This window comes from Psychrobacter sp. HII-4 (assembly GCF_904846595.1).
Classification (GTDB): domain Bacteria; phylum Pseudomonadota; class Gammaproteobacteria; order Pseudomonadales; family Moraxellaceae; genus Psychrobacter; species Psychrobacter celer.
Genome location: NZ_CAJHBJ010000017.1, coordinates 44,706 through 58,130 on the forward strand (window position 1 = coordinate 44,706; position 13,425 = coordinate 58,130).

Annotated in this window: 12 protein-coding genes; 7 read left to right on the forward strand and 5 right to left on the reverse strand. The window is 47.6% G+C overall.

The features are described 5' to 3' along the window. The first annotated feature begins 140 nt into the window (after nucleotides 1–140). The 4 genes from JMX98_RS09095 (at nucleotide 141) to JMX98_RS09110 (ending at nucleotide 4,882) form a co-directional block, all read left to right on the forward strand. Nucleotides 141–1,376 (forward strand): phosphoribosyltransferase domain-containing protein, encoded by a 1,236-nt coding sequence (locus JMX98_RS09095; protein ID WP_201586046.1) that lies wholly within the window; start codon nucleotides 141–143, stop codon nucleotides 1,374–1,376. Further along, nucleotides 1,373–2,191 carry an HAD hydrolase family protein gene (locus tag JMX98_RS09100; RefSeq protein ID WP_201586048.1) on the forward strand — a complete coding sequence of 273 codons (819 nt, stop codon included), beginning with the start codon at nucleotides 1,373–1,375 and terminating at the stop codon, nucleotides 2,189–2,191. The genes JMX98_RS09095 and JMX98_RS09100 overlap by 4 nt, the downstream gene beginning before the upstream one ends. 53 nt (nucleotides 2,192–2,244) lie before the next feature. After that, on the forward strand, nucleotides 2,245–3,432 hold the full coding sequence (locus JMX98_RS09105; RefSeq protein ID WP_201586050.1) for a cysteine protease StiP domain-containing protein: 1,188 nt from the start codon (nucleotides 2,245–2,247) through the stop codon (nucleotides 3,430–3,432). Between the two features lie 373 nt (nucleotides 3,433–3,805). After that, the gene (locus JMX98_RS09110; protein WP_201586052.1) at nucleotides 3,806–4,882 is read left to right on the forward strand and encodes an HpcH/HpaI aldolase/citrate lyase family protein; all 1,077 of its coding nucleotides are present in this window, start codon (nucleotides 3,806–3,808) and stop codon (nucleotides 4,880–4,882) included. Between the two features lie 138 nt (nucleotides 4,883–5,020). On the opposite strand, the gene JMX98_RS09115 is transcribed toward JMX98_RS09110, so the two are convergent. Next, nucleotides 5,021–5,833: an alpha/beta fold hydrolase gene (locus JMX98_RS09115; protein WP_201586054.1), complete on the reverse strand. Its 813-nt coding sequence runs from the start codon at nucleotides 5,831–5,833 to the stop codon at nucleotides 5,021–5,023. 396 nt (nucleotides 5,834–6,229) lie between these two features. Between JMX98_RS09115 and JMX98_RS09120 the strand changes: the two genes are divergently transcribed. Next, nucleotides 6,230–7,027 carry an enoyl-CoA hydratase/isomerase family protein gene (locus JMX98_RS09120; RefSeq protein WP_201586056.1) on the forward strand — a complete coding sequence of 266 codons (798 nt, stop codon included), beginning with the start codon at nucleotides 6,230–6,232 and terminating at the stop codon, nucleotides 7,025–7,027. Between the two features lie 97 nt (nucleotides 7,028–7,124). Here JMX98_RS09120 and JMX98_RS09125 read toward each other — a convergent pair whose 3' ends face one another. From JMX98_RS09125 to acnB, 3 genes are all read right to left on the reverse strand, one after another. Next, nucleotides 7,125–7,571: a PACE efflux transporter gene (locus JMX98_RS09125; protein WP_192995658.1), complete on the reverse strand. Its 447-nt coding sequence runs from the start codon at nucleotides 7,569–7,571 to the stop codon at nucleotides 7,125–7,127. A gap of 176 nt (nucleotides 7,572–7,747) precedes the next feature. Beyond that, the gene (locus tag JMX98_RS09130) at nucleotides 7,748–8,188 is read right to left on the reverse strand and encodes a DUF805 domain-containing protein (protein ID WP_227680105.1); all 441 of its coding nucleotides are present in this window, start codon (nucleotides 8,186–8,188) and stop codon (nucleotides 7,748–7,750) included. A 184-nt stretch (nucleotides 8,189–8,372) separates the two neighbouring features. Beyond that, a complete protein-coding gene (acnB, locus tag JMX98_RS09135; RefSeq protein WP_201586058.1) occupies nucleotides 8,373–10,976 on the reverse strand; it encodes a bifunctional aconitate hydratase 2/2-methylisocitrate dehydratase in 2,604 nt (867 codons plus the stop codon). A 438-nt stretch (nucleotides 10,977–11,414) separates the two neighbouring features. Here acnB and JMX98_RS09140 point away from each other — a divergent pair, with 438 nt between their 5' ends. Both JMX98_RS09140 and lipA read left to right on the forward strand, forming a co-directional pair. Further along, entirely contained in the window at nucleotides 11,415–11,825 is a 411-nt protein-coding gene (locus JMX98_RS09140) for a carboxymuconolactone decarboxylase family protein (protein ID WP_201586060.1), read from the forward strand. A gap of 117 nt (nucleotides 11,826–11,942) precedes the next feature. Beyond that, nucleotides 11,943–12,986 (forward strand): lipoyl synthase, encoded by a 1,044-nt coding sequence (lipA, locus tag JMX98_RS09145; protein WP_201586062.1) that lies wholly within the window; start codon nucleotides 11,943–11,945, stop codon nucleotides 12,984–12,986. 100 nt (nucleotides 12,987–13,086) lie between these two features. Here lipA and JMX98_RS09150 read toward each other — a convergent pair. After that, nucleotides 13,087–13,425 (reverse strand): transposase (locus JMX98_RS09150; RefSeq protein ID WP_227680106.1); only part of this gene is annotated, 339 nt, incomplete at its 5' end.

Sequence of the window (13,425 nt, forward strand, 5' to 3'; positions counted from 1 at the left end):
GACGCTGATTTAAAGCAGCACGCAAGTAAAATTTATACCAGTAGCGCGTTTAAGTTTATATAACAGTTTTATTTTCAATTGACTATATAAAAATCAAATATAAACCTAAGTATATTTGAATAACCCTAAAAGGAAAATGAATGCCAAAGCAGCGTACCACCATCGAGCTACCTCGCGGTATCCTTGATCTCACGTATCAGACCAATAGCCATAACGGCCATGCAGCGTATCAATTAAATGATTTATTGGGCTTTGCTCAGCGCATCAATCCTAAGCGCGCATTTTTGTTTGTCTCAAAAGTCTTAGGTCGCCATATTCCTGTCGCTCCCAGCACCATGCGTACCGCTTTTACTGATTTGGCCGCGTTGATTCCCAGCCATTTGCCTGAGCCTATTTTGGTGATTGGTATGGCGGAGACTGCGGTGGGTCTATCAGCAGGCGTGCATCAAGCGCTGCAAACCCGTTATCCCAACGCGCTGCTGCTCAACTCCACCCGTCACGCTCAGCATAACGAAGACAATGACGAAGCGTTATTCACTACCTTTAGCGAAGATCATAGTCATGCCAGCCAGCATTTGATTTATCAAAGTCGCAATAAAAACATACAATCGCAGCTCCTCTCCAGTAGAACCTTAATCATGGTCGATGACGAGGCCTCGACAGGCAACACCTGCGTCAATGTCGTCACTGCCCTACGTCAAGCTGGACTTAGTCAGTTAGAGCAAGTACATCTGACCACGCTGGTTGATTGGTCACTCAATCAACAGCAAGAAACCACGGATACTGCGGACGCTATATCTAGCCGCCTGCCTGATATTGATTTTTATCGTCATCACTTATTGTCTGGCGCATGGACTTGGACAGATGCCCCCAATCCTGAGCCGATCACGATGCCAGCCGTCGATACCACCGAAGCTGGTAGCCAGCCGTTAGGTGACACCGGCAATTGGGGGCGCTTCCCAACGCTCGATAGTACAGAGGGGTTTGATCGTTATTTGGCGCACTTCCAAACGGTATTTACACGCTTTCGCGAGCAGGTATCGCCTAGCCTACCTCAGTGGCCTACGCGCATATTGGTATTAGGCAGTAATGAGTTTGTTTGGTTGCCGTTTTTGTTGGCAGAGTGGCTAGAAAGCCAAACGCAAGCTGCCGTCAAATTTGGCGCCCTGACACGCTCACCGATTGCTCTTGGCGGCGCGATCGGTACGATGCTAAGCTTTCGTGATCATTATGGTCTTGGCATGACCAACTTTGTATATAACGTCGAGCCAAAGGCGTGGGACTTGATTGTACTGTGTGTAGAAACTGCGGCTGATAGCGTCGATGAGATGTGGCAAGATTTGGACAATGTATTAATAGTAGGTGGTAAAATATGACCACGATGTTTTTTCAGCCCAGCCCTCATATCGTCAAACCCTACGCCCTTATGGATCTAGACGATACGCTATTTCAGACGCAGCGCAAAATTGATGCATGGCATCTGCCTACCGCTGCGCCTGAAGACTTGGTCTGCGCCTCCGTCAACAAACAAGACGAGCCGCTGAGTTTTATGAGTCAACGGCAAGCGGCGTTTTTTAATTGGTTACTTGCCAGCACTGAGCTGATAGTGGTCACAGCCCGCGATCGTCATGAAATTAAACGGGTAAAACTGCCGTTTGATAGCTGGCAAATACTCACCCACGGCGCGGTTATTTTAAGCCCTAATGGCGAGCCACTAGGCACATGGCAGCAGCATATGTATGACGCACTGTTGCCTCTGCAAGACAAGCTGGCGCAGCTAAGCCAGTTATTTACTCAGCACAGCAGCAGCGACAACAGCCATTTAAAGTTTACCGCGCATAAAGATCATTTTAATAACGGCACTGAAAACAAAGAACTGACCATCTATCTTGCTATCAAACACGCGCAAAAAAATCATCAAGCTCTGATACAGCTCGCTGAGCAGTTGCCTAAATTGATACGAAACTTTGATCAAGACTTCTATGTGCATGTCAATGCAAATAACTTAGCCATTTTGCCGCATGCTGTGCACAAGCGTCATGCGGTAGAGTTCTTGTTAGAGCAGCACTTAGAGAGCAGCAGGCCAAGCTTCGGCTTTGGTGATAGCTTAGCCGATTTGCCATTTTTGCAGCTGCTGGACTGGTATGGCATGCCAAATCACGGTCAGATGCATGACAGTATTAGCCGCTAACGGCCTGTAGATATCGTGAATAATGACAATCGCTTATATAAGTAACTATCTTTATGACCTATCCCAACATGCAGACATTCGCACAATACGGCTCAGGCAGCTACCTACCCTCTGATGTCACCGTATTACTCGACATCGTCGACAAACAAGCAGTCGCCGATATCCCTGTCAGCCAAAAAGAAGCGCTGATCCAAAGTGGCCAGCGTCATTACTCTGATATGCTGACACTAGAGCAGGCACCGACCGCCATGCATGAGCAGTTGTATCAGCAGGCACTAGCGCAGGGCGCAGATAGAACGGCAAACGATATTGCTAATTTGGCTTATACATTGCACGATATCTTTGGGCAGACAGTGGATAATGAGCAGCCGCTGGTACTGGTCAGCTTAGTGCGGGCAGGACTGCCCATCGGTGTACTATTGCAGCGTGCCCTATCAGATGATGAAAGGTCAGATAGCGATAGCAGCTACGCTTTGCCTAGTGTACATTATGGTATCAGTATCATCCGAGATCGCGGGCTTGATCCTGTCGCGCTGCAGATGATACTGGACGCGCATCCAAGCAGCCCGATTGTCTTTGTCGATGGCTGGACGGGCAAAGGCGCGATTTATCAAGAGCTTGAGCGCAGCTTGCGGCCTTTTAATCAACCCAATCAGCCGCACTTTGCCAATATTTTTCATCAAGGCGCAGGCGTCGTCCCCCTACTGACGTTGGCCGACCCTGCAGGGGTGGCGTGGCTGGCAGCAAGCAGTGAGGACTGGCTGATACCATCTGGATTATTAAACAGTACGGTATCGGGGCTGATTTCTCGCAGTTTGTATACCGAGCCACAATCAGGGCTACATCGCAGCGTGTTTTATGAGGAGCTGCGTGCAATCGATCACAGCCTCGCCTTCATCGAGCAAATCGATCGTGCGCGGCAAACCCTCCAGCGTCCCATGCAGTGCTTGCCGATGTATCAGCAGCCACGCTATCGGACCGCAGGTTTAATCGATAGCATTGCCGCCGACTATCACATCACCAACCGCAATCGCATCAAGCCAACCATTGCCGAGGCTACCAGAGCGATACTACGCCGAGACCCTGAGCGTATCTTGCTGGCCTGCGCCGATCATCCCGATACGCTACTATTACGACATTTATGTCACGAGCGAGATATCCATATCAGTGTATTAGGTGATAAAATACTACCCTATCACGCCATCACTCTTATCAAACAACGCAGCAAAGACGACTGTTAATATACATAGTCATATCGCTTATACTAGGGCGTGTCTGCAATGACAACTTTCGTGATTTACGGGTTAAAAATGGCTATATTTATGCCAAACGGTGTCTCATTCTTAGCTAATATACTGATATGAGCTTTGAGCTGACCATAACTGGACAAAAATATATCTCATTTTTAACTTCATAGTTCCGTTGTAGACACACGCTAAAGCCAGTTTAAAAAAGCGCTATCCTAATAACATCGCTACGCTGGTCTACGTTTTTGCTTACTCAGCCTATCGTGTGAGAAGTAAAAACATAGACCAGCCGTCCTGTATTGTTTATTTTTGAGTGAAACGATGATAACGTTTTACCCTTTTATTCATCACAACTACGATGCCCATTATGTCCGATATCCCCAAAAACCAATCAAACCGATACGCGCATACTCAATCTTATGCCCACCTCATCACCGAGCGCCATGCCATGGTGAGACCACATACGCATCACCCTTATCAGCTCGGTGCTAGCCTTTATATGCCGGCCACGCGCCAAGACATCTGGCAGGTCATCAAACGCGACAAGCTACCGACGATTAATAGTATTATCATTTGTCTAGAGGACGCTGTCGGTCATAGCGATGTCGAGCTGGCACTCGAACGCTTACAAGACTTACTAAACACGTGGGCCGAGCATGTCGATACAATCAATCAGCCCTGCAAACGAGCGTCGCTAGAATCCCAGCCGCCCGCCCAGCTGCCGACACGCCCCTTGGTCTTTGTGCGTCCGCGCAGGCCAGCGATGCTACAACAGCTCGCAGACTACGCTCATATCGACCTTATCGATGGTTTTGTATTGCCAAAAGTGGATATGTATAGCTTGTCCAACTGGCGGCTGGCTTGTCAAAATATTAGCAGTACCCAGCTGTTGATGCCGACGCTCGAGACTGCAGCGCTCTTTGATCCGCGGCATAACCAAGAGCTGGCCATCGGCTTTAAAGAAGCCTTTAATCAGCCAGTCTTTGCCCTACGTATCGGCGGCAATGACTTATTTGCTGCGCTGCGCTTACGTCGCCCAAAAAACAGCATCGTCTATGACACCCCTATTGGCACACTGGCCTATCAGCTACTCGGCTGCTTTGTACCGCACGGGTTTTATCTGACAGCGCCCGTCTTTGAGTATCTAGATCAGCCGACGCTATTTATGCAAGAGCTGACCCGCGATGTCAGCTTGGGTTTGGTCGGCAAGACCGTCATACACCCAAGCCAAATTGCGTTGGTGCAGCAGGCGTACTGCGTCTCTCTTAGCACTTTAGATGAAGCACAAGCGATACTGCATAGCGAGGCCAAAGCGGTATTTAAGTACAACAACACCATGCTCGAGCCTGCCACGCATCGTGCTTGGGCGACAGAGATCGTCAACCGCGCTGAGGTGTTTGGCACGATAGATGATAGCAATAGCGAGTATCGCGCTCGCCTCTAGAGATTGGGGCGTGTCTTTATTGTACATGCACTGATAAAATCAAGATAAATGGCGCGCACATACCAATCAAAAAAGCCGCTATCACAGCTATGATAGCGGCTTTTTGGGTGTTGTACCAATGCAAACGCTAAGGCGATATTAGGCGCAGCACTCTAAAAACTGGCCAATGATGCGATTGACCTGCTCAGGCTCTTCAACAGTGGCGGTATGGCCTGCACCTTTGACAATCGCAAGCTTTGAGCCTTTGATAGCAAAATGCATACGCTCGGCCTTTTCATACGGCGTTGCCACATCCTCATCCCCTACGACGATCAAGGTCGGCGTGGTAATCGCACCTAGCTGATCGTAAGTACCTGAGCGCTCAATAACCCCCATTGTCGCCTTGATGACGCCACCCTTACGATTGCCTTGTAGCATTGTGAGCCACTCTTTATGCTCAGACTTGCGCGACTTGTCTGCCAAAAAACTACTGCCAAACATAATCGGCATCACTTTATTACTGACGCGCTTGATGCCCATCCAGCGTATGGCCTTGACCAGCTTGCGATACTGTGGCACGTTTTTTGGGTCTTCTGGATCGGCAGACGTCTCCAGTAAGATAAGTGATAGTAAGCGCTCTGGGGCTTTGATGGCGATACGCTGAGCCACAAACCCGCCCATTGATAGCCCGACAAAATGACACTTTTCGATATTTAGCGCCGCCAGCAAGGCTAATGTGTCCTCTGTCAGCGTGTCCATATCGTAGCCTGACTTGGTGATCTGGGATTGGCCTTGACCACGAAAATCATAAGCAATACAGCGATAGTGCTCTTGGAAGTATGCCACTTGCTTGTCATACATCTGCGTATTCCATAACAAACCATGAGCAAACACCATGACTGGTTTTTGCGTATCATTTGGCGCGCTGTCTTCGTAATAAATGTCTGTGTTATTGATATGGATCGTTGGCATAACCACTTCCTTGTCTGATAAATAAGAGAGGTTGGTGACTTATTTCGGGTTTTGACAGTTTAGCATATTTGACCTTTATATAGCCGTGTCTTTAGCGCCCACAAAACTTGCTTTTATAATCAGAACAAGCTGCTATAGTAAGTAGTCGAAGCCGCTGATCCATGCCGCCACCATCTACCTACAAAGGCGGACGCTACAAGCCAATATAGTCAATCGCTATACATGATACCGCGAGATGATAAGTTGTTTGTTGTCGCATCGAGCGGCGTAGGTATCGCACGCCAGAACACCACCGTTTCATTGAGCAGCTTGCTAGCCATGTGTCTGATTTATCTTCTGATTCATCTAGCGATACGATTAGCCAACGTCATAAGACCATTCATATAAGGAAATCCAATGTCATCCTCTATTGTTGAGTATCAAAGCGAAAACCATATCGCCACCATCACCCTAAATGACCCAAAAAGTCTCAATGCCTTTAGCACACCACTAAAAAAAAGCGTATTGACCGCCCTTGAGCAAGCCGACGCTGATGACGACGTTCGAGTGATTGTCCTACAAGGCGCTGGCGGTAACTTTTCTAGCGGCGGTGATATCAAAGAAATGCTGTCTGAAGGTATCGACAAAACCGTCATCTCAAACAAAATAAAGGGCATGGTCGAAGGCGCAGGCGAAGTCAGCTTAAAGCTACGCCATATTCATAAGCCGATTATTGCTAAATTAGAAGGTGCGGTGGCCGGTGCAGGCATGAACCTAGCACTCACCTGTGACTTTCGTATCACCGCCGACAACGCCAAATTCGTGCAAGCGTTCGTCCACATCGGCCTCGTCCCTGATGCAGGCGGTGTATATTTACTAAACCAGCTAGTAGGCCCTGCAAAGACCACTGAGCTTGTGATGCTGGGCGACAAAATCAGCGCGCAAGACATGGCTGAGCTAAACCTGGTCAATCAAGTTGTGGCGCCTGCTGAATTAGATGATGCGGTAGCAAAACTCGCTTCTCGTCTAAGCGCCCTGCCAGCTCAGGCATTATCCAGCATGAAACATATGCTAAACACCCACGCCTACGCAGGGCTAAATGAAGCGCTCGATATGGAAGTACACCAACAAACAAGATTGGCTAAAACTGATGATTTCATTGAGGGCGTTACCGCATTTATTGAAAAGCGCAAACCAGTTTATATCGGTCGCTAATCCGCTAGGAAGGCTCTGATAACACTCGAAAAGTACTATCATCAAAAAGGCTACCATCAGGCAGCCTTTTTTTAATGAAATGAGATAACACGAGCTTTTATGAAGAGGTAGCAGCTGGCTTATAGTGATGTGGTAACGTGAATATCTTGTCAAATACCAAGGTAAATATAAAAGTATATACCAAGAAATACAACAATAACGCTGCCTCCATCATAAAGGCTGCCACCAAACCAACATCGTACCAAAGCATATACAATGGCAAGCAAATCAAGACCAGCCCGCCTTCAAACCCAACAGCATGAACGCTACGAATCAGCAGTGTACGCGCTGCCACTTGCCGGCGGCGCTCCCATGCTTCAAATACGGTATTGTATAAAAAATTCCAAATCACCGCCGCCAATGACACCATCACTGCCACTGGTAACGACTCTGCGGCATCACTACCACTGAGCATCATCAATATATAGGTGGATGAGATAATCGCGATGATTTCAAAGACAGTCACATAGACGATGCGACGTTTGAGAGGGGATAAAGTAATCAACCAAGACTCCAAAGCACCTGAATGATAAGTGCATAATTAAAGTCTCGGTCCGTCCCGAGATAACAAAGTAAGAAAGTAAGAAAGTGCAGAGCCACGGTTTCCGCCTGCCCTTATATTATACCTAAAATAATAAAAAAATCAGCAGCTGCCCTTATCGACCGTTTGGTCAGAAGCGTTTATTTGGCGGGTGGACCCCATTGATTGCTTTCAGGCTTGGTATCACTCGCCAAAAATACCAGTAGGATGATAGAGCCTATCAAAGGTAAAATAGAGATGAAAAACCACCATCCTGAGCGACTGGTATCATGCAGCCTGCGCACCGTCACCGCCAAGCTTGGCAAAAACAGGCCAAGTACCACTACGATATAAAACAGCCCTGTTTCTGCATCAAATATCATGCTATCCAACACCATCGCTATAAACAGCAAACCCATTTGTACCAATACAAAATACCAATATTCTTTACGTCTAGCACGACCAGAGAAGTTGCTATAATTTCTAAGACATTTTTTAAACCAATCGAGTATGCCATAGTTTGTTTCGGCACTATGATTGTTCACCGCAGCATCTGGCAGAGGTGGCGGCGTTACTTTATCGAGCATATTTTTATTTTCCATAGGGTTTGTCTTCATGTATCTGTAAGAGTTAAGTCGCCAACCAAAAGTTTGACCAGTTCACTGAATTATAAACTCCAAAAAAAAGTTTGCAAACTATTCAAGGTATTTTATTTTCATAAAAAAACCCCGCATCATTTTGACACGGGGTTCCTTTTTATCTTATTAATTAGCTTGAAAGCAAAGATTAAGTCAACTGAGCAACGTTAATTTTATCCGCTTCTTCAGTGTACTCTTCCATACGATCGAAGTTCATGTATTGATACACTTCCTCGCCCATGCTGTTTAGCATGCCAGCGTACTGCTGATACTCGTCGTTGGTTGGCAGCTTACCCAGTACTGCAGCGACTGCTGCAAGCTCAGCTGACGCAAGATAAACGTTGGCGCCTTGACCAAGACGGTTCGGGAAGTTACGAGTCGACGTCGATACCGCAGTAGATTTCGGTGCGATACGTGCTTGGTTACCCATACATAGTGAACAACCTGGCATCTCAGTACGAGCGCCGGCTTGTGCGTAGACGTTGTAGTAACCTTCTTCCATCAACTGGCGTGCATCCATCTTAGTTGGTGGTGCGATCCATAGACGCGTCTTCAGGCTACCTGCTGGTACGTCTTGTAGCAATTTACCTGCCGCGCGGAAGTGACCGATGTTGGTCATGCACGAACCGATGAATACTTCATCGATGGTGTCGCCAGCCACGTCAGCCAAAGTTTTTGCATCGTCTGGATCGTTCGGGCAGCATAGGATTGGCTCTTTGATCTCGCTCATGTCGATGGTCATATCGATGGCGTATTCTGCATCGTCGTCAGCACGCATGAGGCTTGGGTTTGCCAGCCAGTCTTGCATTTGCTCGATACGGCGGCTGATGGTACGCGCGTCGCCATAACCTTCAGAGATCATCCACTTAAGTAGGGTGATGTTTGAGTTTAGGTACTCAGTCACCGACTCTTCAGATAGCGTGATGGTACAGCCCGCAGCACTACGCTCAGCTGAGGCATCAGATAGCTCAAACGCTTGCTCAGCGGTCAAATCTTCTAGACCTTCGATCTCAAGAATACGACCGTTGAACTCGTTGATTTTGCCTTTTTTATCAACCGTCAAGTAACCTTCTTTGATGGCTTGATAAGGGATGGCATGGACGAGGTCACGTAGCGTGATACCAGGCTGACGCTCACCGACGAAGCGGACACGCACAGACTCAGGCATATCTAGTGGCATCACACCAGTGGCTGCAGCAAAGGCTACCAGACCAGAACCCGCTGGGAACGAGATACCCATTGGGAAACGCGTGTGCGAGTCACCACCAGTACCAACGGTATCTGGCAGTAGCATACGGTTAAGCCATGAGTGAATGATACCGTCACCTGGACGTAAGCTCACGCCGCCGCGGTTCATGATAAAGTCAGGTAGTGTGTGCTGAGTCTCAACGTCAACTGGCTTTGGATAAGCGGCAGTGTGACAGAACGACTGCATGACGAGGTCTGCTTGGAAACCTAGGCATGCCAAGTCTTTTAGCTCATCACGCGTCATTGGACCTGTGGTATCTTGAGAGCCGACAGTCGTCATTTTTGGCTCACAGTACATACCTGGGCGTACGCCTGGTAGGCCACACGCTTTACCGACCATTTTTTGTGCTAAGGTGAAGCCTTTACCAGTATCAGCTGGCTCTTCAGGTTTTGCGAATACGTCTGAATGACCCAGACCCATGTACTCACGCGCACGGTTGGTGAGGCCACGACCAACAATCAATGGAATACGGCCACCAGCACGCACTTCATCAAGTAGCGTTGGCGAGTTTAGTTTGAACTCTGAGATGATCTCGTCTGAGTCATGCTTGGTGATTTTGCCATCATGTGGATAGATATCAAACACATCGCCCATGTTTAGCTTATCGACAGCCACTTTTTCGATTGGCAAGGCGCCAGAATCTTCCATCGTATTAAAGAAGATCGGAGCAATGTTGTTACCCAGTACCAGACCGCCGCCGCGTTTGTTTGGTACGTTCGGGATGTCTTCGCCCATCAGCCATAGCACTGAGTTGGTCGCAGACTTACGGCTAGAGCCGGTACCGACAACGTCACCAACGTACGCAAGTGGGTGGCCTTTTTCTTTTAGCTCATCAATAAGCTTCATTGGACCGCGCACGCCCTCTTCGTCAGCAGTAATACCGTCACGAGAGTTTTTGTGCATAGCAAGCGCATGCAATGGGATATCAGGGCGGCTCCATGCGTCTTGGGCTGGTGACAAGTCGTCAGTGTTGGTCTCGCCTGTGACTTTAAACGTCGTATAAGTTGATTTTTTTGGTACTTCTGGGCGGTTCAAAAACCACTCAGCGTCAGCCCAAGACTGAATGACTTCTTTTGCAAAAGCGTTACCCGCTTCGGCTTTTTCGGTGACATCGTTGAACGCGTCAAATACGAGCAAGGTTTTCTTTAGTGCATCAGCTGCTTCTTGAGCAACCTCTTCATCATCAAGCGCGGCGACCAATGGCTGTACGTTGTAGCCACCTTGCATGGTACCTAGGATTTCGACCGCTTTTTTCTTACTGATAAGTGGTGATGAGGTTTCGCCCTTTAAGATAGCAGCCAAAAATGCAGCTTTAACGTAAGCAGCTTGGTCAACGCCAGCAGGAATACGGTTTTCTAGCAGGTTCATTAAGAACGCTTCTTCGCCTGCTGGTGGGTTTTTTAATAGTTCAACCAATTCTGCTACTTGCTTTTCATTCAGTGGTAGCGGTACAGTTCCTAGCTCGGCACGTTCTTCGACATGTTTACGATAAGCTTCTAACACAATAGTCGTCCTCGTCAGTTGGGGTTAGCACAATACGTGGGAGTCAGAATGACCGCCTGCGTCTGTGTACTAGATGAAATAATTATCCGTGCAATCATAGCTTAAAACGCTCTAAATGTTAATGGCTATGGCTTTAAAAGGCTCAGAATAAGGCCATATTGGACATTTATTATAAAAATAGTACCATCAATCAGAGGACTGATTATCTCCTTATCCGTCTAAAAATAACCGGCTGTCTTAGAGGTTATTTTTTGCCTGTATAATCAACATCAACGACATAACAACCGCGATTTTAAAAGTACAGATGGCCGCTTGTAGAACAACACAGACTTGAAAAAACTGCGCATACGCCTAAATACAAAACACGGCGAAAAATCTCAGAGATAAGAAGTTAAAGTATCCACACCACATACAATAAACAACAGGGACGACCACAATATGGCAAACAACACCGCTTACCAAAACGGCCTACAAGTACGCACTGAAGTGATGGGCGAAGCACATGTCAAACGCTCATTAGATAACGCCACTGGCTTTACCCAGCCGCTGCAAAACTGGATCATCGAGCATGCTTGGGGCAGTACGTGGCAGGATGATTCGGTATTACCGCGCAAATACCGCTCCTTAATCACCATCGCCTTTTTGGTCGCACAAAAAAGCCCGACCGAGCTAAAAGGCCATATTCGCGGTGCCATAAACAACGGGGCGAGCGTTGCCGAGATTCGAGAGGTACTGATGCACAGCCTGCCTTACTGCGGCGCGCCTGCTACCCAAGAGGCTTTTCGCGCGGCTATCGAAGTATTTAATGAGATGGGTATAGATATTGATAACTTAAACAAAAAGCCATAGCACAAAGGGTTGAATAATAAACCCTGAGCGCAATATCTGCTATAATAAAGACACCTATAAAGCATACTGATAATTCCATAAACCCTTATACTATAAAGGGTTAAGAGATCATTGATTATGACTACTGCCGTACAAACCTATGTCCCTGCTGCCAAGGCCAAACCCAAAAAAGCCATTCAAGGTGAAAAGCTACGTGGCTACGATAAAGTCGCGCGCATCCCGATTAAAGTAATCCCGACAGTCGAAGCGAAGAAAAAGCCTGACTGGATTCGGGTCAAGATGTCTTCCCCGGCGGAAGTCGCACGTATCAAAGCCACACTACGCGAACAAAAGCTCTATACCGTCTGTGAAGAAGCTGCCTGCCCTAACCTGCCGCAGTGCTTTGCCGATGGTACCGCGACCTTTATGATTATGGGCGATATCTGTACCCGTCGCTGTCCGTTCTGTGATGTCGGTCATGGTCGCCCAAATGCGCTTGATAAAGACGAGCCGCGCCACACTGCTGAGACCATTCAAGGCTTGGGTCTTAAATATGCGGTGATCACCTCTGTCGACCGCGATGATCTAAAGGACGGCGGCGCTGGGCATTTTGTAGAAGTATTGAACGAATCTCGCGCGCTAAGCCCAAACTGCTTGATCGAGATATTGGTGCCAGATTTCCGTGGTCGTATGGAGATTGCGCTTGATTTATTGACGAAAACCCCGCCAGATGTCTTTAACCATAATATCGAAACTGTGCCGCGTCTGTATAAAGCCTTCCGTCCTGGCTCTGATTATCAGCATTCGCTCGATTTGCTTAAACTGTACAAAGCGCGTCGTCCTGATATCGCCACCAAATGCGGCTTTATGGTCGGTCTTGGTGAGACAGAAGAGGAGGTCTATGCGCTGCTTGATGACCTAAAAGCCCATGATGTTGATATGATTACCATCGGTCAGTATCTGCAGCCCAGTAAGGATCATGCGCCTGTTGATCGCTACGTGCATCCAGACGAGTTTCAGCGCTATATGGATTATGGCAAAAAGATTGGCTTCTTTAGCATTTGGGCAGGCCCGATGGTACGCTCCAGCTACTTTGCCGATCGTCAGTACTACGGTGAAGATTGCCCTGCGCCTATCCGTAGCAAAAAAGCACTCGAGGCTGAGGGTAAACTTGGTTGTTAATGCTTGAATCAGGTTTGAACAACCGTTGACCTGTGAGTTTAATAGAAAAAGGGTGAGTAACAGATTTTGTTACTCACCTTTTTTATACCAAACCCAACAATTAAAGTTGCGCCCAAGCACGAGCAGTTAACGACCGAATTCTTTGTGGCTGTTTAAGCAAATTATTCCAAGCCAAGCAAGTGGCATCGACAATAGCCTCATAACTGTCATAACAACGATTGGATAACTCATTTTGCTTAAGGTACTGCCATACTCTCTCAGAGGGATTGAGCTCAGGTGAATAAGGAGGTAGTTTAAGCATAGTGACATTATCCTGATTCAAGCTTGGTTGATGCCATAATGCGCCATCCATCACCACCACCGCATGACGTCCTTTTGGAACGGCTTTACTAATCTCTTGCATATGCAATAACATGGTGTGTTTATTAACGAAAGGCAG

Bases quoted from the DNA above. Each gene is read 5' to 3' on its own strand.
- JMX98_RS09115 (WP_201586054.1), bottom strand. From the start codon at position 5,833: ATGCCAACGATCCATATCAATAACACAGACATTTATTACGAAGACAGC.
- JMX98_RS09140 (WP_201586060.1), top strand. From the start codon at position 11,415: ATGGCAAACAACACCGCTTACCAAAACGGCCTACAAGTACGCACTGAA.
- JMX98_RS09130 (WP_227680105.1), bottom strand. From the start codon at position 8,188: ATGGAAAATAAAAATATGCTCGATAAAGTAACGCCGCCACCTCTGCCA.
- lipA (WP_201586062.1), top strand. From the start codon at position 11,943: ATGACTACTGCCGTACAAACCTATGTCCCTGCTGCCAAGGCCAAACCC.
- JMX98_RS09095 (WP_201586046.1), top strand. From the start codon at position 141: ATGCCAAAGCAGCGTACCACCATCGAGCTACCTCGCGGTATCCTTGAT.
- JMX98_RS09105 (WP_201586050.1), top strand. From the start codon at position 2,245: ATGACCTATCCCAACATGCAGACATTCGCACAATACGGCTCAGGCAGC.
- JMX98_RS09120 (WP_201586056.1), top strand. From the start codon at position 6,230: ATGTCATCCTCTATTGTTGAGTATCAAAGCGAAAACCATATCGCCACC.
- JMX98_RS09100 (WP_201586048.1), top strand. From the start codon at position 1,373: ATGACCACGATGTTTTTTCAGCCCAGCCCTCATATCGTCAAACCCTAC.
- JMX98_RS09110 (WP_201586052.1), top strand. From the start codon at position 3,806: ATGTCCGATATCCCCAAAAACCAATCAAACCGATACGCGCATACTCAA.